We start from the raw sequence: 23,579 nt of genomic DNA, 5'->3' as shown, positions 1-23,579 counted from the left end.
ACGTCGGTTGTGAGGGGCTCAGCAGCCCAGCAGGCGTCCGGCCAGGTAACCCTCGATCTGGTCGAGCGACACCCGCTCCTGCTTCATCGAGTCCCGCTCGCGCACCGTCACCGCGTTGTCGTCCAGGGTGTCGAAGTCGACGGTCACGCAGTACGGCGTGCCGATCTCGTCCTGGCGGCGGTAACGGCGGCCGATGGCGCCGGCGTCGTCGAACTCGATGTTCCAGTTCTGGCGCAGCGCCTGGGCGAGGCCCTTGGCCTTCGGCGACAGCTCGGGGTTCCGGGACAGCGGGAGCACGGCGACCTTGACCGGCGCCAGGCGGTGGTCGAGCCGCAGTACCGTGCGCTTCTCCATCTTGCCCTTGGCGTTCGGCGCCTCGTCCTCGACGTAGGCGTCGAGGAGGAAGGCCAGCAGCGTACGGCCGACACCGGCCGCGGGCTCGATGACGTACGGCGTCCAGCGCTCGCCGGCCTCCTGGTCGAAGTAGGAGAGGTCCTGGCCGGAGGCCTTGCCGTGGGCGTTCAGGTCGTAGTCGGTGCGGTTGGCGACGCCTTCCAGCTCGCCCCACTCGCTGCCGCCGAACTGGAAGCGGTACTCGATGTCAGCGGTGCGCTTGGAGTAGTGGGAGAGCTTCTCCTTCGGGTGCTCGTACCACCGCATGTTCTCCTCGCGCAGGCCGAGGCCGGTGTACCAGCTCCAGCGCTGCTCCATCCAGTACTCCTGCCACTTCTCGTCCTCGCCCGGCTTGACGAAGAACTCCATCTCCATCTGCTCGAACTCGCGGGTGCGGAAGATGAAGTTGCCGGGCGTGATCTCGTTGCGGAAGGACTTGCCCATCTGCGCGATGCCGAACGGCGGCTTGCGGCGCGAAGTGGTCTGCACCTGGGCGAAGTTGGTGAAGATACCCTGGGCGGTCTCGGGGCGCAGGTAGGCGATGGAGCCGGAGTCCTGCGTCGGACCGAGGTGCGTGGAGAGCAGACCGGAGAACTGCTTGGGCTCGGTGAACTGGCCCTTGTTGCCGCAGTTCGGGCAGTTCACGTCCGCCAGGCCGTTCTCCGGGAGGCGCTTGTGCTTGGCCTCGTAGGCCTCCTCCAGGTGGTCCGCGCGGAACCGCTTGTGGCAGGAGGTGCACTCGGTCAGCGGGTCCGTGAAGGTGGCGACGTGACCGGAGGCGACCCAGACCTCGGGGGCCAGGATGACGGACGAGTCGATGCCGACCACGTCCTCGCGCGACGTCACCATGTAGCGCCACCACTGGCGCTTGATGTTCTCCTTGAACTCGACACCCAGCGGCCCGTAGTCCCAGGCGGCGCGCTGGCCACCGTAGATCTCACTGCAGGGGAATACGAAGCCACGGCGCTTGCTCAGGCTGACGATGGTGTCGATCTTGTCGGCGGCCACGGTGCTCTCTTCATTACGACGACGGGCGACGAAGCGAGATGCTTCCAGCGAATGCTTCAGGGTACCGGCGGGGGCTGCCCCTCAATCAAATCGGTGCCGGTCGGATCGTTTATTGACAACGGTTTCCATGTTTGATGAAAATGACTGTCATGAACGTACGACGACAGCACATATCCGCGGTGGCCGTGGCGGCCGTCACCGCACTCGGCCTCGGCACGCTCACCGGCTGCTCCGGCGACAGCGCGGCGGCGGCCGGCACGGGGAAGTTCGACGTCGTCGCGTCGTTCTACCCGATGGCCTTCCTCGCCGAGCGGATCGGCGGCGCCCACGTGCACGTCACGAGCCTGACCCAGCCCGGCCAGGAACCGCACGACCTGGAGATCAGCGCCCGGCAGACCGCGCAGCTCCAGGACTCCGACGCGGTGCTCTACCTGAAGAACCTCCAGCCCTCCGTCGACGACGCGGTGGCCCAGTCCGAGGTGAAGACCAAGATCGACGCCGCCTCCCTGACCTCGCTGGAGAAGCACGGAAACGAGGTCGGCGGCCACGCGGCCTCCCACGACGGCTCGAAGAACGAGGAACTCTCCGGTCTCGACCCCCACATCTGGCTCGACCCGGTGCGCTACGCCCAGGTCGCCGAGGGCGTCGGCAAGGCCTTCGAGAAGGCCGACCCCGAGCACGCGGCCGACTACAGGAAGAACACCGCGACGCTGGTGAAGCGGCTGCACGCCCTCGACACGCAGTTCAAGGACGGCCTCGCGCACACGAAGTCCAAGGTCTTCATCACCACCCACGCCGCCTTCGGCTACCTCGCCGAGCGCTACGGCCTGACCGAGGAGGCCATCAACGGCCTCGACCCCGAGTCCGAGCCCAGCGCCGCGCGGGTACGGCAGCTGGAGACCATGGCCAAGGCCGACGGCGTCACCACCGTGTTCTACGAGACGCTCGTCAGCGACAAGACCGCGAAGACCGTCGCCTCCGACGCCGGCCTCGAGACGGACGTCCTGGACCCGATCGAGGGCATCACGTCCAAGTCCCGCGGCACGGACTACTTCTCGGTCCAGGAGGCCAACCTCAAGGCCCTGCAGAGCGCTCTGGGAGAGAAATGACGACACAGGACGGCATGAACGAGCCCGTCATATCCCTGCGCGACGTCCGCGCCGACCTGGGCTCGCGGCCCGTCCTGCGCGGAATCGACCTCACCGTGGCACGCGGTGAGGTGGTCGCGCTGCTCGGCGCCAACGGGTCCGGCAAGTCGACGGCCATCCGCACGATCATCGGCCAGGTGCCGGTGAGCGCCGGGCGCATCGAGCTGTTCGGCACCGAGCGCGGGCGGTTCCGGGACTGGGCGCGGGTGGGCTACGTCCCGCAGCGCACGACGGCCGCCGGGGGCGTGCCCGCCACGGTCACCGAGATCGTCTCCTCCGGCCGGCTGTCCCGGGCCCGCTTCGGCGTGCTGCGCAAGGCCGACCACGCGGCCGTACGCAGGGCCCTTGAGCTGGTCGGCATGGCGGACCGCGCCAAGGAGTCCGTGAACGCCCTGTCCGGGGGCCAGCACCAGCGCGTCCTGATCGCCCGCGCGCTCGCCGCCGAACCGGAACTGCTGATCATGGACGAGCCGATGGCGGGCGTGGACCTGGCCAGCCAGGAGGTGCTGGCGCGGACCCTGCGCGAGCAGGTCGCGGCCGGTACGACCGTCCTGCTCGTCCTGCACGAACTCGGGCCCCTGGAACCGCTGATCGACCGCGCGGTCGTCCTGCGCGACGGCTGCGTCCTGCACGACGGCCCGCCCCCGAAGGCGGTCGGCCAGCACGCCCTCCCCGGCCACGACCACGTCCACCCCCACGAGCCCGGGCCGCCGCGCACGGGACTGCTGGGCTGAAGGAACTGTGATGGACTTCCTCGACTACGCCTTCATGCAGCGGGCCCTGCTCGCCGCCGTCCTCGTCGGCGTCACCGCCCCGGCGATCGGCATCTACCTCGTCCAGCGCCGCCAGGCCCTCATGGGCGACGGCATCGGCCACGTGGCGATGACGGGCGTCGGCCTCGGCTTCCTGCTCTCCGCCTCCCCGGTGTGGATGGCGACGCTCACCTCCGTGCTCGGCGCGGTCCTGATGGAACTGATCCGCTGGTACGGCCGCACCCGCGGCGACATCGCCCTCGCGATGCTCTTCTACGGCGGTATGGCCGGCGGCGTGATGTTCATCAACCTCGCGCCCGGCGGCTCCAACGCCAACCTGACGTCGTACCTGTTCGGCTCCCTGTCGACCGTCTCGCCGTCGGACGTGACGGCGATCTGTCTGCTGGCCGGCTTCGTCGTGCTGGTCACCCTCGGCCTGCGCCGCCAGCTGTTCGCGGTCAGCCAGGACGAGGAGTTCGCGCGGGTGACCGGCCTGCCCGTGCGTGCGCTGAACCTGCTGACCGCCGTCACGGCGGCGGTCACGGTGACGGTCGCGATGCGGGTGGTGGGCCTGCTGCTGGTCAGCGCGCTGATGGTGGTGCCCGTGGCCGCCGCCCAGCAGCTCAGCCGCAGTTTCGCGGCGACCTTCGCGATCGCCGTGGCGATCGGGGTGACGGTGACCATCGGCGGCACGGTCACCTCCTACTACCAGGACGTGCCGCCCGGCGCGACGATCGTGCTGCTGACCATCGCGGCCTTCCTGGCGCTGACCGCGCTCGCCGCTCCCGTGGCCCGGCGCCGGGCCCGGGCGGCGGCGGCCGCGCGGCCCGTCGGGGAGCCCGCCGAGTGCGTGATCCCGGCCGCCCGGGAAGCCGTCGGCGAGGTCGGCGTCTGACCGCGCCCGGGCCGGGCTGGCACAATGGCCCGGCAGGCGTCGTGGACGCGAGCCGCAGAAGGAGGACCCGGTGACGACCGCTGGACCGCCCGTGAAGGGCCGCGCCACCCGGCAGCGTGCCGCCGTGGCGGCGGCCCTCGACGAGGTCGACGAGTTCCGCAGCGCGCAGGAGCTCCACGACATGCTCAAACACAAGGGCGACTCGGTCGGTCTGACCACGGTCTACCGCACCCTGCAGTCCCTCGCGGACGCCGGCGAGGTCGACGTCCTGCGCACCTCCGAGGGCGAGTCGGTCTACCGCCGCTGCTCCTCCGGCGAGCACCACCACCATCTGGTGTGCCGGGTGTGCGGCAAGGCGGTGGAGGTCGAGGGCCCGGCCGTGGAGAAGTGGGCGGAGGCGATCGCCGCCGAGCACGGGTACGTGAACGTGGCGCACACGGTGGAGATCTTCGGAACCTGCGCGGAGTGCGCCGCCGCCGGCAACTGACCTCGGTCTGCCGACGGCGGGCGGAAGGCGCCGTGGGCTACTCGGCGGGCTCGTTGCCTCGCATCGCGGCCTCCATGGCCAGGAGTTCCTCGTTCGGTACGGCGCCGCCGAAGCGGCGGTCGCGGGAGGCGAACTCGACGCAGGCCCGCCACAGGTCGCGGCGGTCGAAGTCCGGCCACAGCACGTCCTGGAAGACCATCTCGGCGTAAGCGCTCTGCCAGATCAGGTAGTTGGAGGTGCGCTGCTCGCCGCTGGGCCGCAGGAACAGGTCCACGTCCGGCATGTCCGGGTAGTACAGGTACTTGGCGAGGGTCTTCTCGTTGATCTTCGACGGGTCGAGCCGGCCGGCCTTCACGTCCTCGGCCATGGCCTGCGCGGCGTCGGCGATCTCGGCGCGGCCGCCGTAGTTCATGCAGAAGTACAGGGTGAGCCGGTCGTTGTCCTTGGTCTGCTCCTGGGCGATCTGGAGCTCCTTGGCGACCGACTTCCACAGCTTGGGCATCCGGCCCACCCACCGCACCCGGACGCCGAGTTGGTCGAGCGTGTCACGGCTCTTGCGGATGAAGTCGCGGTTGAAGTTCATCAGGAAGCGGACCTCGTCGGGCGAGCGCTTCCAGTTCTCGGTGGAGAAGGCGTAGAGGGAGATGCTGCCGACGCCCATCTCGATCGCGCCCTGCAACACGTCCACCACCCGCTCGGCGCCGACCTTGTGGCCCTCCGTGCGGGGCAGGCCGCGCTCCTTGGCCCAGCGGCCGTTGCCGTCCATGACGATGGCCACGTGGTTCGGGACCAGCTCGCCCGGGAGCTTCGGCGCGCGGGCGCCGGACGGGTGCGGCTCGGGTGCCCTGTACTCGCGGCGCCGGCTTCCCAGGATCCCGCGTACGACCATCTGCTTCTCGTCTCCTCTTACCGCTTACTTCTCTACGTAACGAAGCGAACGCAGCCCGCGTTCCATGTGCCAGTGCAGATAGGCGGACACCAGCCCGCTCCCCTCCCGCACGTGCCGCGGCTCGCACGCGTCCGCGGTCTCCCAGTCTCCCGTAAGCAGCGCGGCGAGGAGTTCCAGGGTCTGCGGGGACGGTACGACGCTGCCGGGCACCCGGCAGTCCACGCACACCGAGCCGCCGGAGGCGACGGAGAAGAAGCGGTTCGGCCCGGGCATCCCGCACTTCGCGCAGTCGCTGAAGCTCGGGGCGTAGCCGTTGACGGCGAGGGAGCGCAGCAGGAAGGCGTCCAGCACGAGGTGCGGGGCGTGCTCGCCGCGGGCCAGGGTCCGCAGGGCGCCGACGAGCAGCAGGTACTGCTGCACGGCCGGTTCGCCCTCGTGGTCGGTGAACCGCTCGGCGGTCTCCAGCATGACCGTGCCGGCGGTGTAGCGGGCGTAGTCGGTCACGATCCCCCCGCCGTACGGGGCGATGGTCTCGCTCTGTGTGCACAGCGGCAGCCCGCGCCCCACCAGCTCGCTGCCCCGCGCGAAGAACTGCACGTCGACGTGGGAGAAGGGTTCGAGGCGCGCCCCGAACTTGGACTTGGTCCGCCGCACTCCCCGGGCCACGGCCCGCACCCGCCCGTGCCCGCGCGTGAGCAGCGTGATGATCCGGTCCGCCTCGCCCAGTTTCTGGGTGCGCAGGACGATGCCGTCGTCCCGGAAAAGACTCATCGCGTGCCCCTCATGGAGTCCATTCTCCCGTACGGCGGCGGGTCAGCGTGCGCGGTCGGGGCGACTGATGGTGTCCCAGGGGGCCAGGTTCCAGGGGCTGGCACGGTTCGCCGGGTCCAGGAGGGCGCGCAGGTGTGCGTCGGCGACGGCCTGCGAGGCCGGCGAGGAGGGGTCCCGGGCGGCCTCCAGCCCGTCCCGCCAGACCTTGCGCCCCAGCAGGTAGTGGTCGGCGTACCCCTGCCAGGAGGAGTACGCCGACACCACCGACGGCACGATGTTCTTCAGCGCGGTCCAGGCCTCGGCCTCGGTGATCAGCCCGGCGGCGAAACCGCGCCGGGCGATGTCGACGTACAGCGCGGCGTCCCAGGCGAGCGGGGAGACGCCGAGCAGCCGCTGGGCGCGGGCCCGGTAGCCGCTGCGGGACAGCTCGTCGAGCCGGTCGACGAGTTCCTCGCGCGAGGTGATCTCCCACTGGTCGGCCAGCCAGCCGCGGGCGCTGTCGTCGTCGATGCGGGTGAAGGGGTACAGGGTGGTGCGGGAGGCGTCGTGGTCACGGCTCACCGGGGCGCTCAGCGACACCATCCACAGCTGGTGCGCGGTGAGCGGGGTGGGGTACCGCCTGTCGGTGCGCGGCTGCGACTTCGTCCGTCTCCATATGCTCCACAGACCCATGGCCCCGCACCCTACTCACGTCAAGGGACCTCACCGCCGCTGCGGGCGTCCGCTTGGGCCGTCGCCGCGCCGAGCCGCTCGGCCCGGGTGACCGCGCGCAGCGCCCCGGGCTCGGCGTCCCACTCCCGCCCTCCGCCGTACGGTCTGAGTTGGACGTACGGTCCTTCGTGGCCCATGACGATGCCGACTCTTCCGGTGCGGGTGTCCACGACATGAGTTCCGACGGGAGGTTTCATTTTCTCTCCTTAACGACCGTAACAAAAACAGCTCACAATTCCGGGCGGCGGCATGTCGATTGCGCCTCAAGCGTGCTCCCCTTTCTTTTTGGGTTTCACGCTTTTCCGTAACCCGGCTGCCTGACACCCCTACACTCGGCAGGAGTCTGTGAACTGCGACTACGGCGCAGTGGAAGAGGTTTGTGGTATTCGGATTATTTCACTCGGCGACCCGGCGCAGTCGGCGGGGAGCGCGGCCCGGTTCCGCCTCGGGCTCGGGCTCCGGCTCCGTCGCCGCCCACAGCTCGTCGAACTGGCTGATGCGGTCCTCGACGTGCTCCCGCTTCATTCTGAGCATCGTCATGTCGGGCCTGACATGGTGATCAGGCCGTGTTTCGTAGCACAGTTCGCCGTCGAAGATGATGAAGTCCATCACCGTGCCGCCCGGATCGAGCTGTGACTGCACGCCGATCCGCGCGTCGATGCCGTGCCTGCGCTGACGCTGGCAGATCTGCCTCAGGGCCTCGGTGACCTCGTCCGGCTCGTCCACGAGAAACAGCCGCCGGACCTCCACGCCGCGGGTCTTGATGGCCTTCTCCTGCGCCACCAGATAGCGCTTCGCGGGCTCACTGGACCAGAAATCCCGGTCGACGGTCGTGCTGGTGGCGTAGAGCGTCTTCTTGACGCACAGGGCGAGGTCGATCAGCCATTCGTGGTTCTCGAAAGAGGAGTCCGCACGGCCGCTGATGAGATCCTCCATGAGTTCGGCGAGACGCTTCAGTTCCTCCTCCGCGAAGCTCTTGACGATCCCCGGCGCCTCGTCGCCGACCTGCGTGTACGCCTTGACCAGCCGGGTGACCTCCTCGGAGCGCAGGACGGAGCCGTCGACCTTGCTGAACAGCTCCGTCGCCTCGTTGATCTTGGCGAAGCTCTGGTCGACGGCCGCCCGCATCTCCGCGTGGTGGTTGGCCAGGCTCTGCTTCATGTCGTCGATGTGCCGGCGCTGGCTGTTCTCGACCACCTCGAGGCGCTCGCCGAAGTCCACGAGGTACTGCACGATCAGTGTCGCGCTGCCGAGGACGATGGACGCCACCCACTGCCAGATGTTGTTGTCGTCCCCGTTCAGCAGGACGGTCAGCAGGAAGGCGCCGCCCGCCGCCGACGCTGTGATGAGGATCTTCCAGAACAGCTTGGGTATGCCCTGCCGCGGCAGCCCCGCCCCGTTGTCCCCTGTGCCTAACGACGCTCCGCTCACGTGTCTCCCCCGTCGGGTATGTGGTTGGTGCCGTCCCTCAGTTGGTGCTCAGTGCCTGGTGCAGCAACGGGATCGCCTGGACGGCCAGTTGGTCCCGGATGCGCTGGACCAGGTTCTGCCACTGGCGGGTGAAGCCCGGTTCCCGCTCCAGTGCCTCCCACAGGTGGACCAGTGAGCGGTCCACCCGCGCGTGCGGCATCCACAGATGCAGCAGATGGTCGACGGCCGGGCGCAGGGCCTGGACCGCGGCGGGCCCGTCCGCCGCTGCGAGCCGGCTGCTCTCCAGCATGTGCACCACGGTCGTCAAAAGCCAGTCGTGCAGCGCGAGGTCCTCGCACAGCCCCGCGGCCGCGGCCACCGGTGTGTTCTCCGGCAGCCTCAGTTCCACGGTCCGCAGGCCGTCCTCGGCCAGCGTGAACCGGGTCAGTTCCGCCCGCTCCCCCTCGGGGATCCGCCGGGCGACCCAACGCAGATGCGTGCGGCGGGACTTGAAGGGGACCTTGCGGTCCAGCAGCGGGTGGCGCAGCAGCCGCGCCAGCAGGGCCTCGGCGATCGCCCCGAGGTCCAGCTCCCCGCGGCCCGCGCCCTGCAGCACGCCCCGCGCGGTGGACTGTTCGGGCAGCCTGCCGAACGGCTCGACGACCCCGGGCCGTACCAGATAGTGCCCCCAGGGGCGGCGCGTGTCGGGGCCCGCGGACGGGGCACTGAAGTAGGCGGTGGCCTGCAGCAGCCGGCCCTCGGTGAGTGCCGCGCGGGCGGCCACGGTGCCGACGGCGCGGACCTTGGTGCCGTCGGCGGTGGGCAGCCGGCAGTCCACTCCGGTCAGCGTCTCGGGGGAAAGGGCGTACAGATTGGGCCGTTCGGAGACCCGCACGTGTTCGTCGGCGCGCAGTCTGAGCAGCCCGGCGGCGGCCCGGCCGTCCAGCGCCTGGAAGGACGGCAGCAGGCAGGTGCGCACCTCACCGCAGGCGAGGGCCGGGGGCGCGGGCTCTCCGGAGGGCCTCGCCATGTCAGCGCCCGCCGGAGGCCGGGCCGGCCGCCGGGTCCTCGTAGAAGATGTACGTGGCCCGCTGGGCGACCGCGTCAGGTACCTCGACCTTCTCGCCCTTGGAGCGTTCGGTGACCTGGCGCAGGGCCTCGGCGTCGACCTGGGTCTGGTCGAGGATGAGCCGCACGGCGTCCTCGACGGCCAGGAAGCGGTTGGGCAGCAGGGTGCAGGTGCGGTAGGCGCTGAAGGCCGCGGCCCGCGGGTTGAGCTGGAGCAGAGGCGGCAGCCGGTCCCAGTCGTGCGGGAACTCCGCGCCGTCCCAGGGGCGCGGGACGAGCACCGGCTCGCCGAGGTGGCGTAACAGCCCGAGCCGGGCCAGCTGCCACACGGCGGCCAGGAACGGGCAGGACCACAGCCGCCGGCCGTCCTGCTCGGACCACAGTTCGACGTCCATGAACACGGAGTGGTTGCGGGCCGCGGTCTCCTCCGGCGGCTGCCAGCTCCTTACCTCGCCCAGGGCGGCGCGCTCGGTGGTGGGCGTGCGCCGGCCGTTGGCGAGCCAGCCGGTCTGGCCCACGGGCGGGCGGGAGCCGTTGCTGCCCGGCGGCGGCGACTCCACCAGGCGGTGCGCGACGGATTCGGCGATCTCGATCCGGTCGGCCACCGCACAGCCCGACTCACGGGCCAGGTAGTCGATGCCGAGGCCCGCCTTCTCGGCCTCCTCCAGCACCAGGGGGACGAGTTCGGCGGGCGTCGAGAAGCGGGTGAAGTAGTCGTCGATGAGGAAGCAGGTGCTGATGCGGGGCCGCTTGTCGCCGGTGCGGCGGGCCACGGAGGCGCGGACGGCCTCCACCCACAGCCGCACCTCGGCGAAGTGCTCGCGCAGCCGTTCCGGGCCCGCCTCGAAGTCCTCCATGTAGAGGTGCCCCAACTCCAGCGAGAGATGGGACAGTTGCACGGACCGGGTGCGGGGCTGCGCCGTGGTCTCCCGGAAGACGGCCTCGGTCACACCTGCTCCCAGTGCTTGTCGTCGGTGATCCGGGCGGCCAGCCGGCTGAGCGCCTGCCACGTCTCCATGTTGGCGATCTGGCTGTCGAGCACGTCCTCGTCGGTGATGAGCTGCTCACGCCACTGCAGGACCGGTTCGAGGGGGATGGAGCCGAGGACCTGGCTGTAGCCGATGCCATGGGTGGAGGCGAGCTGCTTGAGGTCGGCGTCGGCCTTGCGCAGCCACGCCGACTGGGTGGGCGAGACCTGGGACCACAGCGGCGACTCGGGGTCGGGTACGGCGGCCCGCACGAAGCGGATGGCACCGCGCAGCGCCTCCTCGTCGTGGCCGCGGTCGACCCCCGCGGCGACGATGCCGCGCTCACCGAGGACCAGGCTCGCGGCGGCCGCCACATGCTGGCGGGTCCAGCGGTGGAACACCAGCCAGCGGGCGGTGACGTGGCTCATCTCCGGCCGTGCGGTGGCCTCCAGGACCATGTCGACCGCGTACGAGCGGCCGGCGCTCAGGTCCACGAAGACCAGGTCGAACTCGTAGGACAGCTTCAGCAGCAGGTCGGCGCAGAGCCGCACGTGGTCGCCGGTGGTGGCGAACTCGCCGCCGCCGACGTCACCGGGCATCAGCACGAGCCGGCCGCAGCCGGGCGGCGGGTCGCGCAGCACCTGGTGCTCGGTGACGGCCCAGACGTCTATGCGTTCGGGCTCGACGACCTGGCCGTCTAGGTAGGAGTGCAGTCCGCCGCCCTCGATGGCGAGGCGGGCGTCGGCGACGTCGAAGACGGCCGAGGCGGTGGGCGAACCGAAGTCGAAGTCCAGGTAGCAGACGTCGTCCCCGGCCAGTGCCCGGTGGTAGGCGAGGTTGGCGCTGGTGACGGAGCGGCCCGTGCCCCCCTTGTCGGAGGCGGCGAAGATCAGCACGCCGTCACCGTCCCTGGGCCGCGGCCTCGCGGGCCCGGGTGAGCGCGTCGAGCTGGCCCAGCACGTCGAGCGCCAGCGCGTAGGCGGTGCCGGGGCGTTGGTCGAGCAGGTCGCGGGCGCGGCGGAGCTTGACCTCGATGTTCCGCAGCTGCATCCCGTGCCGTCCGTCGTCGGAGGGGGCGGCCTCCATCTGTTCGTTGCCCAGGAGGTGGGCGGCCTCACTGAGCAACGCCCCGGCCAGCTCGGTCAGTTCGGAGCTGCGGACCGGAGGCTGCCGGTACATCTCGTGGACCTGGACCATCACCTCGGCGACCCGCTCGGTGATGTTCCACGACACCGGCACATGGCGGGTGACGATCTCCGCGCCGGGGTAGGCGGCGTGGACGTTGTCCCACAGGCCGGTGCCCTCGCCGTCCCGGATGCGGCGCCGCCACATGTGGCCGAAGGCGTCCTCGGCGAGGCTGAGCAGCCGGTCGTGCGAGGCCAGGTTGCGCGACAGGGTGCGCAGCTGGATGGTCCGCTTCAGCAACTGCGCCGAGAAGTCGTGCAGCGACCACGTCATGGGCGCGCCGAGCTGTTCGCCGCCCTGGAGGGGCAGTTTGACGCCCGCGTTGTGCAGTTCGAAGACCTTGGGGTCGTCGCGCGTCATCCGGCTGGTGATGCGGCCGCGTTCGGCGAGGCGTTCCATGACGGTGACGGTGCGGGCGAGGTCGTCGTCGGTGGCCCGGCGCCGCATCAGGTCGTGGACGAGGATGGCGGCCACGGAGAGGGAGAAGTACTCGGACTCCAGCTCCTGTCCCGTCGTACGCCAGGGGATGTCCTCCAGGGGCCAGCGTTCGGGGTCGAAGCGGGCGATGCCGGACCAGTACTGCTGGGTCAGCTCCCAGCGCAGCCGGAGCGCCTCGGCGAGCTTCTGCTGCTCGGCGTTGAGCAGGCCCAGGGTGAGGGTGCGCTCGGAGAACAGGTCCTGGATGCCGTCGAGGGCGACCACGGTGAAGTACAGGTACGGCACCGCGCGGGCCACGCCCTTGGGCTGCGGTCCGATGGGCTCGTCGGTCTCGACCTCGGGAGCGTCCTTGACGAGGCTCCACGCCCAGCCGCACTCGAAGTACTGGTTCTCGTCCTTGAGGCCTTCCTCGACGTCGATGCCGAGGGACAGGCTCTCGACGATCGCGGCGCGCAGGGCGCGGAAGCGGCTCTGGTACATGGTCAGCACCTGGCGCTGCGACAGCCGTCCCTGGCCGAGGAGTTCGGTGAGGTTGCGGCCCTGGTCGGAGTCGGTGTCGAAGGCGTTGACGGTGAAGGAGCGCAGCAGGCCCACCATGGCGGCGGTGAGCCGGTTGCCGGTGGCCGCGCGCAGCTCGGCGATCGTCTCCTGGATGTCGGTGCGTCTGGTCCTGGTCTCGTAGATCTTCAAGAAGCCGAGGGTGGCCAGGCACAGGGTGATGGACATGGAGAAGGAGTCGACGACGTCGAGCCGGCGCTGTTCTTCGGTGAGTTCCTGGGACTTGTCCCCGGAGCCGTAGTAGTAACCCCCGGCGAACGTGGGCCTCTTGTCCTCGCCGGTGTGCGTGCGCATGAAGTCGGAGGCGGCCCGGACGAGGTTGGCCGGAAGGTCGAGCCGGCCGCCGCCCCGCCGCAGCGCCTGGTGGACGTCCGCCTGCGTGGTGTCGGGGTCGTCCAGCCGGAACTCCGGGATCTCCGTGGCCGGGTACAGCAGGCAGAGCAGCCGCTCGGCGTCGGCGACGCTGCTCTTCCCGCCCCACTCGCCCCAGACCCACTGCCCCTGTTCGAAGGAGTGGCGGCCGATGGCCTGCCAGATGTCCAGCAGATGCTGGCGTGGCTTGATCTGCATCCCATGCCCCTCACACAGGCCGCACTGCCGTCACTTGAGGAATGTCCCTCTTCTGTTGTGAAGATCCGCAGTGTCGAAGAACCGTCTGCTCAGACGGCCGGAATTTCCGCGTCCGTATTCTTTCGCCAGCCGTGAGCCAGGATCATTCCCGAATATCCGTCGCGCACACCTGGCTCGGCCTTCAACCGCTGCACCTCGAAGGGCCCGGCGAATGGCTCGAGGCTCTCGCGGACCTCGGTTTCGCCGACGTCGCAGGCCGGGAAGAAATGCTCGCCGACGTGGTAGCCCCGCGAGTGCTCCATGAAGGCGGCGGCGAAGGGGGCGCCGGGGGCGAGGGCACCCATGAAGCGCTCGACACCCAGGGCGAACTCCTTGGGGTCGGCGGTCATCGACTCGGCGACGAAGAACATGGTCCCGACCGACCAGCGCCCGCCGAAGCGCTCCAGACCGAAGATGCTGCCCTGCTCGACCTTGGCGACCTTGCGGAAGCGCTCGCGGGGGTCGAAGTCGGCGGCGGCGTACGCCTCGTGCTCGCACAGGGCGTCCCAGAACGGGTCCCAGCCGTCGCCGTAGGAGTCGATCTGACTCTCGAGATACCTCACGTTCCCCGGCGAGTGCTCGAAGAGGGTGACCTCGTCGGCCCAGGGCATCATGGAGAACGCGGGATAAAGATTCGCACCGGCGCCCACGTCGATGCCGTATACCGGCCCGAGGCCCTGCTTCCGGAAATGACCACCGAAATGTTCCCGAAGAATATTCAGGATCTCCGCGTCCTCTGCCTGTAAGTCGCGGTAGTTGTGATCAACGTAGGCGATCGGGTCGAATGAATCCCAGGGCGCGTCGGCATTATGCTGCACCCGGACATCCCCCGACGATCTCAAGGTCATTTGACCACGGTACCAGTCCTGGGAATTACCGTCATGTCCTTCGGTCAGGCGGGGCGCACCGGGGGGCGCATGGGGGCGAATGCATTCATGCCCTGATCCGGCCTTGAACGGCCGGATTGTCCCGCTCAAGATGGTCGGAACTCTGCCGAACACTCCGGAAAGGCAGACAGACAGGCGTCTCGCCCGTACCACCCGTACGGGTGTCAACGTACCTTGACTCCCATCCCGCAGGGGGGCGGCATGACGGCTCTTCCAGAGAAACGTTTTCCTTCCACAACGAGCAACACGGACCGGCCCCTGACGCTCAGAGGCGTCGTCGAGGCCGACCTTCCCGAGCTCCACCGCCTCGACAAGGAAGCCTTCCCCGAAGAGCCGTACCACTACTTCGAACTGCGCCAGGCCTACGACGTCCACGCCGACCGCATCCTCGTCCTCGACGACGGCGAGAGCCTGCACGGCTACGTCCTGTTCGTCACCACCTCCGACGGCTACGTGAACTGGATCAAGAGCCTCGCCATCACCCATGACCTGCGCGGGCGCGGGCTGGGGCGCCGTCTGATGCTGGAGGTGCTGCGCCGGTTGCGCGCGGAGGGCGTCCACCAGGTCCGGCTGACCGTGGAACCGACGAACGCGGCCGCGATCACGCTGTACCGCTCGCTCGGCTTCGACTTCGAGGGAGGCGTCCACAAGCACTACTTCGGGCCCGGGGAGGACCGGATGATCATGACGCTGGGACTGTGAGGCGGGGGCGGTCGCGCGTCAGGGGGACACCAGGCCCGCCTCGTACGCGAGGATCACCAGCTGCACCCGGTCCCGGGCGTCCAGCTTGGCCAGGAGGCGGGTCAGGTAGGTCTTCGCGGTGGCGACGCTGATGCACAGCTCCGCGGCGATCTCCGTGTTGGACAGGCCGCTGCCGACGAGGGTGAGGACCTCGCGCTCGCGGTCGGTGATGCCCGTCAACTCCCTTCGCCGTCCCCGCTGTTCGGGGCGGGCGGCGAAGTCGTGGATCAGGCGGCGGGTCACGCTCGGGGCGATCAGCGCGTCGCCGGCCGCCACCACCCGGACCGCGCCGATGATGTCGTCGAGGGCCATGTCCTTGACGAGGAAGCCGGACGCGCCGGCGCGCAGGGCGCCGTACACGTAGGCGTCGTCGTCGAAGGTCGTCAGGACGACGACGCGTACCTCGCCCTGCGTGCCGGTGATGCGGCGGGTGGCCTCGATGCCGTCCATGCCCGGCATCCGGATGTCCATCACCACGACGTCCGGGGCGAGTTCACCGGCCAGCCCGACCGCCTCCTCGCCGTCGGCCGCCTCGCCGACGACCTCCACGTCCTCGAGGTCGGCCATGACCATGCTCAGCGCGGTCCGGATGAGTTCCTGGTCGTCGACCAGGAGGACCCGGACGGGCGGTGCGGCCGTCGGCGCCGTCATCGCACGGCCGCCGGCAGCGGAAGCCGGGCGGCCACGCGGAAGCCGCCCTCGGCGCGCGGCGCGGCCGTGAACTCGCCGTGCAGCAGGGCGACTCGCTCGCGCATGCCGACCAGGCCGAAGCCCGTGTCGGTCGAGGTGCCCTGCCCCAGGCCGTCGTCCGTGATCTCCACGGCGAGTTCCCGCTCGTCGCGGAAGTCGACGGTGACCCGGCACGCGCGAGTGCCGGCGTGCCGTACGACGTTGGTGACCGACTCCTGGATGATCCGGAACGCCGACAGGTCGATGTCGGGCGGCAGCGGCCACGGCTCGCCCAGCCGGCGCACCTCCACCCGGACGCCCGCCGCGGTCGTCGTGGCCGCCAGCCGGTCGACGTCCGCCAGGCCCGCCGGGACGGTGTCCGGGTCCTGTCCGGGGTCCGCGGCCCGCAGGGCGACCAGCATCCGGCGCAGTCCCGCGAGCGTCCGGCGCCCCTCGTTCTCCACCGCCCGCATCGCCGTCAGGGCGGCCTCGGGGTGGGCGGTCGCCACCCGGGAGGCCGCGCCCGCCTGCAGGGCGATGATGCCGATGCTGTGAGCGACCGTGTCGTGCATCTCCCGTGCTATGCGCAGGCGTTCGGCGGTCACCGCCTGGGCGGCCTGCTCGGCGCCGAGGCGCTGGGCGTGTTCGCGGGACTCGTGCGCGGAGTTGCCCAGCAGCCAGGCGATCACGGTGACCAGGGCGACGGCCAGTTCGGCGGAGGTGCCGGCGGGCCAGCCGCGCAGCATCCGCACGGCGAGGTAGAGGATCAGGGTGCCGACCGCCATGGCCAGGGCGACGAGCCCGGTGCGCCGCGGACGGGCGGCCGCGACGAAGTACAGCGCCACCATGGTGGTGAGGTACTGCGCCAAGGGGAGTTCGGCGACGCCGAGGGTGGTCGTCTCGAGGATCCCGGCGAGGATCGTCAGGGCGACGGCGAGCAGCGGCCTGCGGTGCAGCAACCGGCCGCCTCGGACGGCCAGCGCGGTCGACAGCGCCAGGAACGTCAGCCCGTCCCAGCGGTAGAGCTGGGCCGCCGGCCACTGGGCGGGCTCCGTCTCGCCGGGCAGCCGGAAGGTCGTCAGCAGGGTGAACAGCGTGCTCGCGCCCCACACGAGCGCGATCCACGCGGCCGGTGAGACGCGTTTGACCAGGGGCGGCGGAGGCGGGGCTGCGGGCATGACGCGATCGTAGGGCCGGCGCGCGGGCAGGTCATCGGCCCGTGGACGTACAACCGGGGTCTACAGGCGGCCCCTCGCAGTGTCGGCTCCCGCCCGATGCCCGGCACCCGCCGTCCGCGGGACCGTGGTCGCATGATCGAAGTCGAGCAGCTCACCAAGCGCTACGGCCCCACGACCGCCGTACGCGACCTGTCCTTCACCGTCCGCCCCGGCCATGTCACCGGCTTCCTCGGCCCGAACGGCGCGGGCAAGACCACGACGCTGCGGATGCTGCTGGGGCTCGTCGAGCCGACCGCCGGCACCGCGACGGTCGGCGGGCACGTCTTCCGCCGCCACCCGCGCGGGCTGCGCCACGTCGGCGCGCTCCTGGACGCGCACGACGTGCACGGCGGCCGCAGCGCGCGGGCGCATCTGCACGCGCTGGCCCGTGGCAACCGCATCCCGCGGCGGCGGGTGGACGAGGTGCTCGCCGAGGTCGGCCTGACCAAGGCGGCGGCCGGGCGCCGGATCGGCACCTACTCCCTCGGTATGCGGCAACGGCTCGGCATCGCGGCCGCGTTGCTCGGCGACCCGCCGGTGCTGATGTTCGACGAGCCGCTCAACGGGCTCGATCCGGAGGGCGTGCTGTGGGTGCGGGGGCTGTTCCGCCGGCTCGCGCACGAAGGGCGGACCGTGTTCGTCTCCAGTCACCTGATGTCCGAGATGGAGCACACCGCCGACGAGCTCGTCGTCATCGGCCGGGGTGAGCTGATCGCCGCCGAGAGCCTGGCCGAGTTCGCCGCGCGCGGGACGGAGCCGACGGTGACGGTGCGCTCGCCGGACTCGGGCGCCCTGGCCGCCGTACTGGTGAAGGAGGGTGCTTTGGTGGAGCGTTGCGACGGCGACACGCTGAAGGTGCGAGGGGCCGGCGCGGTTCGCGTGGGCGAGCTGGCACACGAACACCGCTTGCTGTTGTGGGAGTTGACGACGCAGGTCGCCTCCCTGGAGACGGCCTTCATGGAACTGACCGCCGACAGCGTCGAGTACGCGGCAGGAGAGACCCGATGACCACCGCCCTCGCCCTGCCGCCCGCCCGTTTCACCGACCTGCTGGCCGCCGAGTGGATCAAACTCCGCTCCCTGCGCTCCACTTACTGGGCCCTCGGCTCCAGCGCGCTGGCGCTGGTGGGCTTCAACGCGAACGCGGCCCGCGCCGACTACGCCAACTACCCGCACTACAGCGGCCCCATCCTGCGCGACTTCGTGTACTGGGCGCTGCGGGACGCCTTCACCCAGGGCGCCGCGCTGATGCTGGTGCTGGCGGCCGCGAGCATCGGCGCGATCGCGGTCGTCGGCGAGTACGCGACGGGGCTGATCCGTACGACGTTCACCGCCGTGCCCGACCGGCGGGCGCTGATGACGGCCAAGGTGGCCGTGGTGACGGCGGTGATGACGGTGTACGGCGCGGTCGTCGCGGGCGCCTCGTACGCGGTGACCCAGGCCATCCTCGACGGCCGCGGCCAGGGTGTGCCGATCGGCCACCCCGGTGCCTGGCGGGTGGTCGCCGCGTCGGCGCTGCTGGCGCCGGTGAGCGCGCTGGTGGGGATGGGGCTGGGCGCGGTGGTCCGGCACAGCGCGACGACGATGGTGCTGACCACGTTCGTGCTGCTGCTCCTGCCGTCCTTCGTCACCGAGCGCTATCACTGGACGGCCTGCGTCAGGAACGCCCTTCCCTTCAACGCCTGGGTCCGGCTGGTGGACGTCGGGTACGGCACCCACCCCTACACGCTCGTCGACCGATACCCCACGACCGTCGCCGGCGCCTGGGTCGTGCTGGCGGTGTGGGCCGGGGTCTCGGCGGTGCTGACGGTGGTGGTCGTGGACCGGCGGGACGTGTGACAAACCCGGGGGCGGTTCTGAGGTAAACCCCCGTGTCCACTGGGGCGTTGCCCGGATGGGACGGGCGCGGCGGGTCCGGGAGGCTCGTCGTCATGAAGCAGATGACGAAGAGACTCGCGCTGATCGCCGCCGCCTCCGGTGTCGCCCTCGGCGCCCTCACCCCGCTGCACGCGTCCGCGGCCGGCCGCCCTTCCGAGAGCCTGAAGTGGACCAAGTGCGAGGGCAGCGGCCTGGATCCACGCCAGCGGTGCACGACGGTGTCCGTGCCGATGGACTACGCCGACCCGCGCGGCCCGAAGATCGACGTCGCCGTCTCCCGGGTCCCCGCCGGGAATCCGGCCCGGCGGCGCGGTGCCCTGCTGATGATCCCCGGTGGACCCGGCGGCTCGGGCCTCGACGACCCCTCGCAGAAGGGGCGCAAGCTGCCCGAGGCCGTTCGGGACCGCTACGACCTGATCGGGATCGCCCCGCGCGGGAACGCCCCGTCCACGGCGGTCGACTGCGGATGGGAGCACGCCGACCTCGGGGCCACCACACTGCGGCCCTGGCCCGCCGCGGACGGGTCCGTCGACGGCAACATGGCCGCCGCCCGGCGCATGTCGGACGCCTGCGCCCGCAACGGCGGTGAACTGGTGCGGCACATCAGCACCCGGAACAACGCCCGTGACATCGACCGCGTCCGGGCCGCGCTGGGCGAACACAGGCTGTCGCTGTGGGGCGAGTCGTACGGCACCTACGTGGGCGCCGCCTACAGCACGATGTTCCCGGCGCGCACCGACCGTGTGGTCCTGGACAGCAATCTCGACCCCGACCCGGTGCTGGCCGAGCGCGCCTTCCTCGCGGGGTTCGAGACCGGCGTCGAGGACGTCTTCCCCGAGTTCGCCAAGTGGGCCTCGCGGCCCGGCAATCCGGACCGGCTCGCCCGCACCGCCGCCGAGGTACGGCCGCTCTTCCTTCGCCTGGCCGCGCGGTTGGACCGTGAACCGATCCCCTGGCCCGGCGCCAACCCGCAGGAGCTGAACGGCAATGTGCTCCGCCAGACGATGATGGGCGACTTCTACGACCCCGACGACTGGCCCGACCTGGCGAAGCTGGTCCTGGCCGCGCGGCAGGGCACCGTGCCGCCCGCGCCGGCGTCCCCGCCGGAGGACGTCCTGCGGAACGTGTACTCGGTGGCAGGCGCCACCATCTGCAACGACGTCGCCTGGCCCCGTAAGGCGTCCGAGTACCGCAAGGCCGTGGACGCCAGCCGCGCCGCGTACCCCCTGACCGCGGGCATGCCCCGCAACGCGATGCTGTGCGCCGCCTGGCCCTACCGCCCGCGGGAGACACCGGTGCGCGTCACGGACCGGGGTCCCGCCAACATCCTCATGGTGCAGAACGAGCGGGACATGGCCACCCCCCTCAGCGGCGCCCGCAAGCTCCGCGCCGCCCTGGGGCACCGTGCCGTCATGGTCGTCAACGACGCCACCGGCCACGACGCCTACCTGGCCAACGGCACCGCGTGCGGCGACGCGACGGTGTCCCGCTTCCTGGCCACGGGTGAGCGGCCCGGGACGGACGTCACCTGTCAGTGAGCGCGGCCCGCGTAGCGGCGGGCCAGCGCGTGGAACGCCTCCTTCGGCTCCCAGTGCCAGCCCGAACGGGGGTCGTCGGGGCGGTCCTTGATGGTCTTGGTGATGCTGTAACTGGCCATGTCCAGGTCCTTGCGCGGGTCGTCGGCGCGGTGCGGGGCGTCCGGGGTGACGAACTCGAAGGCCATCGCCGCGTACAGGCCCATCGCCTCGAAGACCCCCAACAGGTCCGTCAGATAGGCGGCTTGGGTGTGTTCGCTGCGCACGAGGTGGCCCTTGATCTCGCCCTTGTCGTAGTCGACGACGTCCCAGCCCATGCCGCCCGCCTGCGGCGCGCCCTTGTAGGTGCAACACCCGAACTCGGTGATGGCGAGGGGTTTGCCCCGGCGCAGATAGCGTCTCAACTCGCGTACGTAGTCGGCGCGGTGGGGAAAGCAGGAGTAGTAGTCGATGCCGACGACGTCGAAGAGCCGCCAGTCGACCCGGTCGTCCTGGGCGGCGGCGTAGCTCAGCCGGCCCCGGAAGACGGAGCGGCCGAGGGCAGCCGCCCGCGCGGTGAAGCGGTCGAGGCGGCGCTGCATCCGCACGGGGTCGACGTTGCCCTTCCGCAGGTTCTCGACCCGCTCCAGGACCGTCGCGCCGGGCACGATCCCGGGCACGAACAGCCAGAACTCGCAGCCCACGCTGAAGTCGACGCTCGCGCCCTGCCGCCGCAGCCGCTCCGCGAACCGGCCGCACTCGGCCAGGTGCTCCAGGATGTCCCGCTCGGGGGCGTCGGCGAGCGTCGGCTGCAGCCACACGTGCAGTCCTTGTTCGGCGGCCTCGGCGGCGGTGGCGGTGAGGCGTTCGACGCCGTCGCCGGTGACGTCGACGGTGTCGGCGTGCAGTTCGTCGCGGACGGCGCGGATGTCCCGGCGCATCCGGGCGGCGCTCCACGCGGTGCCGGGCGTCTCGCCCTCGCCGACGGTGTAGACGACGCCCCGGTGGCGCAGGCCGTGGTGTGCGGCGGCCGCGGCCGGCCGGCTCGCGACGGCGACCGAGACGGCCGCCGCCCCCGCCAGGAACCGGGCCCGGCTGATCCCCTTCGTCTTCTCCATGCCCCCACTGTGGCGAGGGCGGCCGCGCGCCGCCGTCCGCCGATGGTCTACGGCCGGGCAACCATGGGACGACCCACGGCGTCGCTCACTGAAGAGATCGTCGACGAGCCCCGAGCGAAGGAGAGCAAGATCCCAGCCCGACGCAGCCTCCTCATGGCCGGCACCGCCACCGTCACCGCGCTCCTGACCGGCGCCCCCGCCCACGCCGCCACCGACCGCCTGACCGAACTGGAGCGGGAACACGGCGCCCGCCTCGGCGTCTTCGCGCACAACCTGCGCACCCGGCGGACCGTCGCCCACCGTGCCGACGAGCGCTTCCCCATCTGCTCCGTGTTCAAGACCCTGGCCGCCGCGGCCGTCCTGCGCGACCTGGACCGGCACGGCGAGGTGCTCTCCCGCCGCATCCACTACACCCGGGACGACCTCGTGGACGGCGCTCCCGTCACCGGGACGGAGGAGCATCTGGCGCACGGCATGACGATCGCCGAGCTGTGCGACGCGGCCGTCCGGTACAGCGACAACTCCGCCGGCAACTTCCTGCTGCGGGAGCTGGGCGGCCCCACCGCGATCACCCGTTTCGCCCGCTCGCTCGGCGACCCGGTCACCCGCCTGGACCGCTGGGAACCGGAGCTCAACTCGGCCGAACCGGGCCGCCGTTCGGACACCACCAGCCCGCGCGCGATCGGCCGCACCAACGCCCGGCTGCTGCTGGGCGACGCCATGGACCGCGCCGACCGGGCCCTGCTCACGCACTGGCTGCTGAACAACACGACCGGCGGCGCCCGCATCCGCGCCGGGGTGCCCGGCACCTGGTCGGTCGCCGAGAAGACGGGCTCGGGTTCGTACGGCACCACCAACGACGTGGGCGTGGCCTGGACCCCGGACGGCGCCCCGATCGTGCTGGCCGTCCTGTCCACCAGGACGGACCGGGACGCCGCCTGGGACAACGCCCTGATCGCCTCGGCGGCCGGCGTGGTGGCGGACGCCCTCAGCTAGCGAAGCCCCGTACGTACCGTTTCTGCCACGGCGTCTCCACCGCGCGCCGGTCGTAGTGACGCCGTACGAAGTCCACGGCCTCCTCGGCCGGTACGCCGTCCAGCACCGCCAGGCAGGCCAGCGCCGTGCCGGTGCGCCCCCGGCCGCCGCCGCAGGCGACCTCCACCCGCTCCTTCGCGGACCGCTCCCACGCCTCGGCCAGCGCGGCGCGGGCTGCCGGGCGGTCGACGGGGAGGCGGAAGTCGGGCCAGCGCAGCCAGGTGGACTCCCAGGGCACGGGCGGCGGTCGGCGGCCCAGGAGGTAGAGGGCGTACGAGGGCGTGGGCGCCGCCGGGTCGAGGGGGTGCCGCAGGCCGCGGCCGCGGACCAGCCGGCCCGACGGCAGCCGCAGCACACCGGGGTCGGTGGGTCGCCAGGTGTCCGTCATCGGGTCAGGGTACGGGCCTCGATGCCCCGGAAGTGGTGCTCCATGGCCCGCTGGGCGCCCGCGGCGTCCCGTGCCCGCAGGGCCGTCACGATGTCCCGGTGCCGGCGGACCGTCACCTCGGGCCGGGGGTCGTCCGTCCAGCCGCGGGCCGCGGCCACCCTGCGGAAGACGGTCCAGAAGGCGCCGAGGAGCTGGGGCACGAGCGGGTTGCCCAGCGGAGCGTAGAGCAACTCGTGGAACTGCCGGTCGAGTTCGGGGAAGGGACGGCCGGCCCGGACCGCCTTCTCCATCCGGGACACGACCGCCTCCAGCGCGTCCAGTTCCGCCTCGTCGACCGAGCCCGCGATCCGCCGGATCAGCCCTTCCTCCAGCACCTCCCGTACCTGGAGGATCTCGGCGAGGGCGCCGGTGTCGTCGTCGTGCCGGGCGAGGGTGCGGAAGGTGAGCCCGTCGACGAGCGGGGTGAGGGAGGCCTCGCCGACGTAGGTGCCGTAGCCGTGTCTGATCTCGACGATGTCGAGGGCCTGCAGGGCCTTGAGGGCCTCGCGCACGGAGTTGCGGCTGACGCCGAGGTCCTCCATCAGCTCGGCCTCCGTGGGCAGCGGGGCGCCCGGCCGGAGCCGGCGGTCGAGGATGAGCTGGACGACCGCGCGCCGGATACGGCTGTTGCCGGTCTCCGTGTTCCTTGGCTGCGCGGGCATGCGCCGCATCGTACGCGCGCCGGACGTCCCACGTCCCATGTCCGGCGTCGACGTGCGTCAACTCCCGCCATTTCACACCGCCATTGGTGCGACCTCTGACGGCTACGCCATTCGTGTGCGATCCCTTGACCGCCCCCTGGGC

The 23,579-nt window shown here is 71.1% G+C and carries 25 protein-coding genes; 9 read left to right on the top strand and 16 right to left on the bottom strand.

Annotated features, from left to right (window positions below; all coding sequences use genetic code 11):
• Positions 1-18: 18 nt before the first annotated feature.
• Complete coding sequence (locus ACIGDI_RS02655; RefSeq protein ID WP_142151839.1) at positions 19-1,401, bottom strand: glycine--tRNA ligase; 1,383 nt, start codon at positions 1,399-1,401, stop codon at positions 19-21.
• 149 nt (positions 1,402-1,550) lie between these two features.
• Between ACIGDI_RS02655 and ACIGDI_RS02650 the strand changes: the two genes are divergently transcribed.
• From ACIGDI_RS02650 to ACIGDI_RS02635, 4 genes are all read left to right on the top strand, one after another.
• Positions 1,551-2,510, top strand: coding sequence for a metal ABC transporter substrate-binding protein (locus ACIGDI_RS02650; RefSeq protein WP_399889442.1), 960 nt, complete (start codon positions 1,551-1,553; stop codon positions 2,508-2,510).
• Positions 2,507-3,283 carry a metal ABC transporter ATP-binding protein gene (locus tag ACIGDI_RS02645; protein ID WP_399889439.1) on the top strand — a complete coding sequence of 259 codons (777 nt, stop codon included), beginning with the start codon at positions 2,507-2,509 and terminating at the stop codon, positions 3,281-3,283. The genes ACIGDI_RS02650 and ACIGDI_RS02645 overlap by 4 nt, the downstream gene beginning before the upstream one ends.
• Before the next feature lie 10 nt (positions 3,284-3,293).
• Positions 3,294-4,196 (top strand): metal ABC transporter permease, encoded by a 903-nt coding sequence (locus ACIGDI_RS02640; protein ID WP_200705589.1) that lies wholly within the window; start codon positions 3,294-3,296, stop codon positions 4,194-4,196.
• Between the two features lie 70 nt (positions 4,197-4,266).
• Positions 4,267-4,683 (top strand): Fur family transcriptional regulator, encoded by a 417-nt coding sequence (locus ACIGDI_RS02635; protein ID WP_058925414.1) that lies wholly within the window; start codon positions 4,267-4,269, stop codon positions 4,681-4,683.
• A 37-nt stretch (positions 4,684-4,720) separates the two neighbouring features.
• Here ACIGDI_RS02635 and ACIGDI_RS02630 read toward each other — a convergent pair whose 3' ends face one another.
• From ACIGDI_RS02630 to ACIGDI_RS02585, 10 genes are all read right to left on the bottom strand, one after another.
• Positions 4,721-5,572, bottom strand: a complete 852-nt coding sequence (locus tag ACIGDI_RS02630; RefSeq protein ID WP_399889435.1) for an isoprenyl transferase — start codon at positions 5,570-5,572, stop codon at positions 4,721-4,723.
• 24 nt (positions 5,573-5,596) lie between these two features.
• A complete protein-coding gene (gene recO, locus ACIGDI_RS02625) occupies positions 5,597-6,343 on the bottom strand; it encodes a DNA repair protein RecO (RefSeq protein WP_200705587.1) in 747 nt (248 codons plus the stop codon).
• 42 nt (positions 6,344-6,385) lie between these two features.
• On the bottom strand, positions 6,386-7,015 hold the full coding sequence (locus ACIGDI_RS02620; protein WP_399889432.1) for a DUF1266 domain-containing protein: 630 nt from the start codon (positions 7,013-7,015) through the stop codon (positions 6,386-6,388).
• A 20-nt stretch (positions 7,016-7,035) separates the two neighbouring features.
• Positions 7,036-7,251 carry a hypothetical protein gene (locus ACIGDI_RS02615; protein WP_399889429.1) on the bottom strand — a complete coding sequence of 72 codons (216 nt, stop codon included), beginning with the start codon at positions 7,249-7,251 and terminating at the stop codon, positions 7,036-7,038.
• A gap of 199 nt (positions 7,252-7,450) precedes the next feature.
• Positions 7,451-8,485, bottom strand: coding sequence for a DUF6879 family protein (locus ACIGDI_RS02610; RefSeq protein WP_399889426.1), 1,035 nt, complete (start codon positions 8,483-8,485; stop codon positions 7,451-7,453).
• Positions 8,486-8,522: 37 nt separating this feature from the next.
• The gene (locus ACIGDI_RS02605; RefSeq protein ID WP_399889424.1) at positions 8,523-9,494 is read right to left on the bottom strand and encodes an SCO2521 family protein; all 972 of its coding nucleotides are present in this window, start codon (positions 9,492-9,494) and stop codon (positions 8,523-8,525) included.
• 1 nt (position 9,495) lies between these two features.
• A complete protein-coding gene (locus tag ACIGDI_RS02600; RefSeq protein WP_399889421.1) occupies positions 9,496-10,482 on the bottom strand; it encodes an SCO2522 family protein in 987 nt (328 codons plus the stop codon).
• Positions 10,479-11,396 (bottom strand): SCO2523 family variant P-loop protein, encoded by a 918-nt coding sequence (locus tag ACIGDI_RS02595; RefSeq protein ID WP_399889418.1) that lies wholly within the window; start codon positions 11,394-11,396, stop codon positions 10,479-10,481. The genes ACIGDI_RS02600 and ACIGDI_RS02595 overlap by 4 nt, the downstream gene beginning before the upstream one ends.
• A gap of 4 nt (positions 11,397-11,400) precedes the next feature.
• Positions 11,401-13,251, bottom strand: a complete 1,851-nt coding sequence (locus ACIGDI_RS02590) for an SCO2524 family protein (protein ID WP_399889415.1) — start codon at positions 13,249-13,251, stop codon at positions 11,401-11,403.
• A gap of 89 nt (positions 13,252-13,340) precedes the next feature.
• Entirely contained in the window at positions 13,341-14,138 is a 798-nt protein-coding gene (locus tag ACIGDI_RS02585) for an SCO2525 family SAM-dependent methyltransferase (protein WP_399889412.1), read from the bottom strand.
• A 240-nt stretch (positions 14,139-14,378) separates the two neighbouring features.
• Here ACIGDI_RS02585 and ACIGDI_RS02580 point away from each other — a divergent pair, with 240 nt between their 5' ends.
• Positions 14,379-14,879: a GNAT family N-acetyltransferase gene (locus ACIGDI_RS02580; RefSeq protein ID WP_399889409.1), complete on the top strand. Its 501-nt coding sequence runs from the start codon at positions 14,379-14,381 to the stop codon at positions 14,877-14,879.
• A gap of 18 nt (positions 14,880-14,897) precedes the next feature.
• On the opposite strand, the gene ACIGDI_RS02575 is transcribed toward ACIGDI_RS02580, so the two are convergent.
• Together ACIGDI_RS02575 and ACIGDI_RS02570 are read right to left on the bottom strand one after the other, a co-directional pair.
• Complete coding sequence (locus tag ACIGDI_RS02575) at positions 14,898-15,569, bottom strand: response regulator (protein ID WP_399889406.1); 672 nt, start codon at positions 15,567-15,569, stop codon at positions 14,898-14,900.
• Positions 15,566-16,765 (bottom strand): sensor histidine kinase, encoded by a 1,200-nt coding sequence (locus ACIGDI_RS02570; RefSeq protein WP_399889403.1) that lies wholly within the window; start codon positions 16,763-16,765, stop codon positions 15,566-15,568. Before ACIGDI_RS02570 ends, ACIGDI_RS02575 begins: the two co-directional genes overlap by 4 nt.
• A gap of 132 nt (positions 16,766-16,897) precedes the next feature.
• Between ACIGDI_RS02570 and ACIGDI_RS02565 the strand changes: the two genes are divergently transcribed.
• The 3 genes from ACIGDI_RS02565 (at position 16,898) to ACIGDI_RS02555 (ending at position 20,219) form a co-directional block, all read left to right on the top strand.
• On the top strand, positions 16,898-17,812 hold the full coding sequence (locus ACIGDI_RS02565; protein WP_399889400.1) for an ABC transporter ATP-binding protein: 915 nt from the start codon (positions 16,898-16,900) through the stop codon (positions 17,810-17,812).
• Positions 17,809-18,642 carry an ABC transporter permease gene (locus tag ACIGDI_RS02560; RefSeq protein ID WP_399889397.1) on the top strand — a complete coding sequence of 278 codons (834 nt, stop codon included), beginning with the start codon at positions 17,809-17,811 and terminating at the stop codon, positions 18,640-18,642. Before ACIGDI_RS02565 ends, ACIGDI_RS02560 begins: the two co-directional genes overlap by 4 nt.
• 92 nt (positions 18,643-18,734) lie before the next feature.
• Positions 18,735-20,219, top strand: a complete 1,485-nt coding sequence (locus tag ACIGDI_RS02555; RefSeq protein WP_399889394.1) for an alpha/beta hydrolase — start codon at positions 18,735-18,737, stop codon at positions 20,217-20,219.
• On the opposite strand, the gene ACIGDI_RS02550 is transcribed toward ACIGDI_RS02555, so the two are convergent.
• Positions 20,213-21,313 (bottom strand): abortive phage infection protein, encoded by a 1,101-nt coding sequence (locus tag ACIGDI_RS02550; protein ID WP_399889391.1) that lies wholly within the window; start codon positions 21,311-21,313, stop codon positions 20,213-20,215. The two genes, ACIGDI_RS02555 and ACIGDI_RS02550, sit on opposite strands and share 7 nt — an antisense overlap.
• Before the next feature lie 153 nt (positions 21,314-21,466).
• Between ACIGDI_RS02550 and bla the strand changes: the two genes are divergently transcribed.
• Positions 21,467-22,309, top strand: coding sequence for a class A beta-lactamase (gene bla, locus ACIGDI_RS02545; protein WP_399890461.1), 843 nt, complete (start codon positions 21,467-21,469; stop codon positions 22,307-22,309).
• Here bla and ACIGDI_RS02540 read toward each other — a convergent pair.
• Together ACIGDI_RS02540 and ACIGDI_RS02535 are read right to left on the bottom strand one after the other, a co-directional pair.
• Positions 22,302-22,736, bottom strand: coding sequence for a protein-tyrosine phosphatase family protein (locus ACIGDI_RS02540; protein WP_399889388.1), 435 nt, complete (start codon positions 22,734-22,736; stop codon positions 22,302-22,304). The genes bla and ACIGDI_RS02540 overlap by 8 nt on opposite strands.
• Positions 22,733-23,446, bottom strand: coding sequence for a FadR/GntR family transcriptional regulator (locus ACIGDI_RS02535; RefSeq protein WP_399890458.1), 714 nt, complete (start codon positions 23,444-23,446; stop codon positions 22,733-22,735). Before ACIGDI_RS02535 ends, ACIGDI_RS02540 begins: the two co-directional genes overlap by 4 nt.
• Positions 23,447-23,579: the final 133 nt, after the last annotated feature.

Source organism: Streptomyces sp. NPDC085900 (assembly GCF_044540925.1).
Lineage (GTDB): Bacteria > Actinomycetota > Actinomycetes > Streptomycetales > Streptomycetaceae > Streptomyces > Streptomyces gilvifuscus.
This window is presented reverse-complemented; position numbering and strand designations above follow the sequence as displayed.

Excerpts from the sequence above, each read along its gene's own strand:
- ACIGDI_RS02555 (WP_399889394.1), top strand. The coding sequence starts at position 18,735 with ATGAAGCAGATGACGAAGAGACTCGCGCTGATCGCCGCCGCCTCCGGT.
- recO (WP_200705587.1), bottom strand. The coding sequence starts at position 6,343 with ATGAGTCTTTTCCGGGACGACGGCATCGTCCTGCGCACCCAGAAACTG.
- ACIGDI_RS02550 (WP_399889391.1), bottom strand. The coding sequence starts at position 21,313 with ATGGAGAAGACGAAGGGGATCAGCCGGGCCCGGTTCCTGGCGGGGGCG.
- ACIGDI_RS02605 (WP_399889424.1), bottom strand. The coding sequence starts at position 9,494 with ATGGCGAGGCCCTCCGGAGAGCCCGCGCCCCCGGCCCTCGCCTGCGGT.
- ACIGDI_RS02590 (WP_399889415.1), bottom strand. The coding sequence starts at position 13,251 with ATGCAGATCAAGCCACGCCAGCATCTGCTGGACATCTGGCAGGCCATC.
- ACIGDI_RS02640 (WP_200705589.1), top strand. The coding sequence starts at position 3,294 with ATGGACTTCCTCGACTACGCCTTCATGCAGCGGGCCCTGCTCGCCGCC.
- ACIGDI_RS02575 (WP_399889406.1), bottom strand. The coding sequence starts at position 15,569 with ATGACGGCGCCGACGGCCGCACCGCCCGTCCGGGTCCTCCTGGTCGAC.
- ACIGDI_RS02570 (WP_399889403.1), bottom strand. The coding sequence starts at position 16,765 with ATGCCCGCAGCCCCGCCTCCGCCGCCCCTGGTCAAACGCGTCTCACCG.
- ACIGDI_RS02615 (WP_399889429.1), bottom strand. The coding sequence starts at position 7,251 with ATGAAACCTCCCGTCGGAACTCATGTCGTGGACACCCGCACCGGAAGA.
- ACIGDI_RS02620 (WP_399889432.1), bottom strand. The coding sequence starts at position 7,015 with ATGGGTCTGTGGAGCATATGGAGACGGACGAAGTCGCAGCCGCGCACC.
- ACIGDI_RS02650 (WP_399889442.1), top strand. The coding sequence starts at position 1,551 with ATGAACGTACGACGACAGCACATATCCGCGGTGGCCGTGGCGGCCGTC.
- ACIGDI_RS02585 (WP_399889412.1), bottom strand. The coding sequence starts at position 14,138 with ATGACCTTGAGATCGTCGGGGGATGTCCGGGTGCAGCATAATGCCGAC.
- bla (WP_399890461.1), top strand. The coding sequence starts at position 21,467 with ATGGCCGGCACCGCCACCGTCACCGCGCTCCTGACCGGCGCCCCCGCC.
- ACIGDI_RS02645 (WP_399889439.1), top strand. The coding sequence starts at position 2,507 with ATGACGACACAGGACGGCATGAACGAGCCCGTCATATCCCTGCGCGAC.
- ACIGDI_RS02535 (WP_399890458.1), bottom strand. The coding sequence starts at position 23,446 with ATGCGGCGCATGCCCGCGCAGCCAAGGAACACGGAGACCGGCAACAGC.
- ACIGDI_RS02540 (WP_399889388.1), bottom strand. The coding sequence starts at position 22,736 with ATGACGGACACCTGGCGACCCACCGACCCCGGTGTGCTGCGGCTGCCG.
- ACIGDI_RS02565 (WP_399889400.1), top strand. The coding sequence starts at position 16,898 with ATGATCGAAGTCGAGCAGCTCACCAAGCGCTACGGCCCCACGACCGCC.
- ACIGDI_RS02630 (WP_399889435.1), bottom strand. The coding sequence starts at position 5,572 with ATGGTCGTACGCGGGATCCTGGGAAGCCGGCGCCGCGAGTACAGGGCA.
- ACIGDI_RS02580 (WP_399889409.1), top strand. The coding sequence starts at position 14,379 with ATGACGGCTCTTCCAGAGAAACGTTTTCCTTCCACAACGAGCAACACG.
- ACIGDI_RS02560 (WP_399889397.1), top strand. The coding sequence starts at position 17,809 with ATGACCACCGCCCTCGCCCTGCCGCCCGCCCGTTTCACCGACCTGCTG.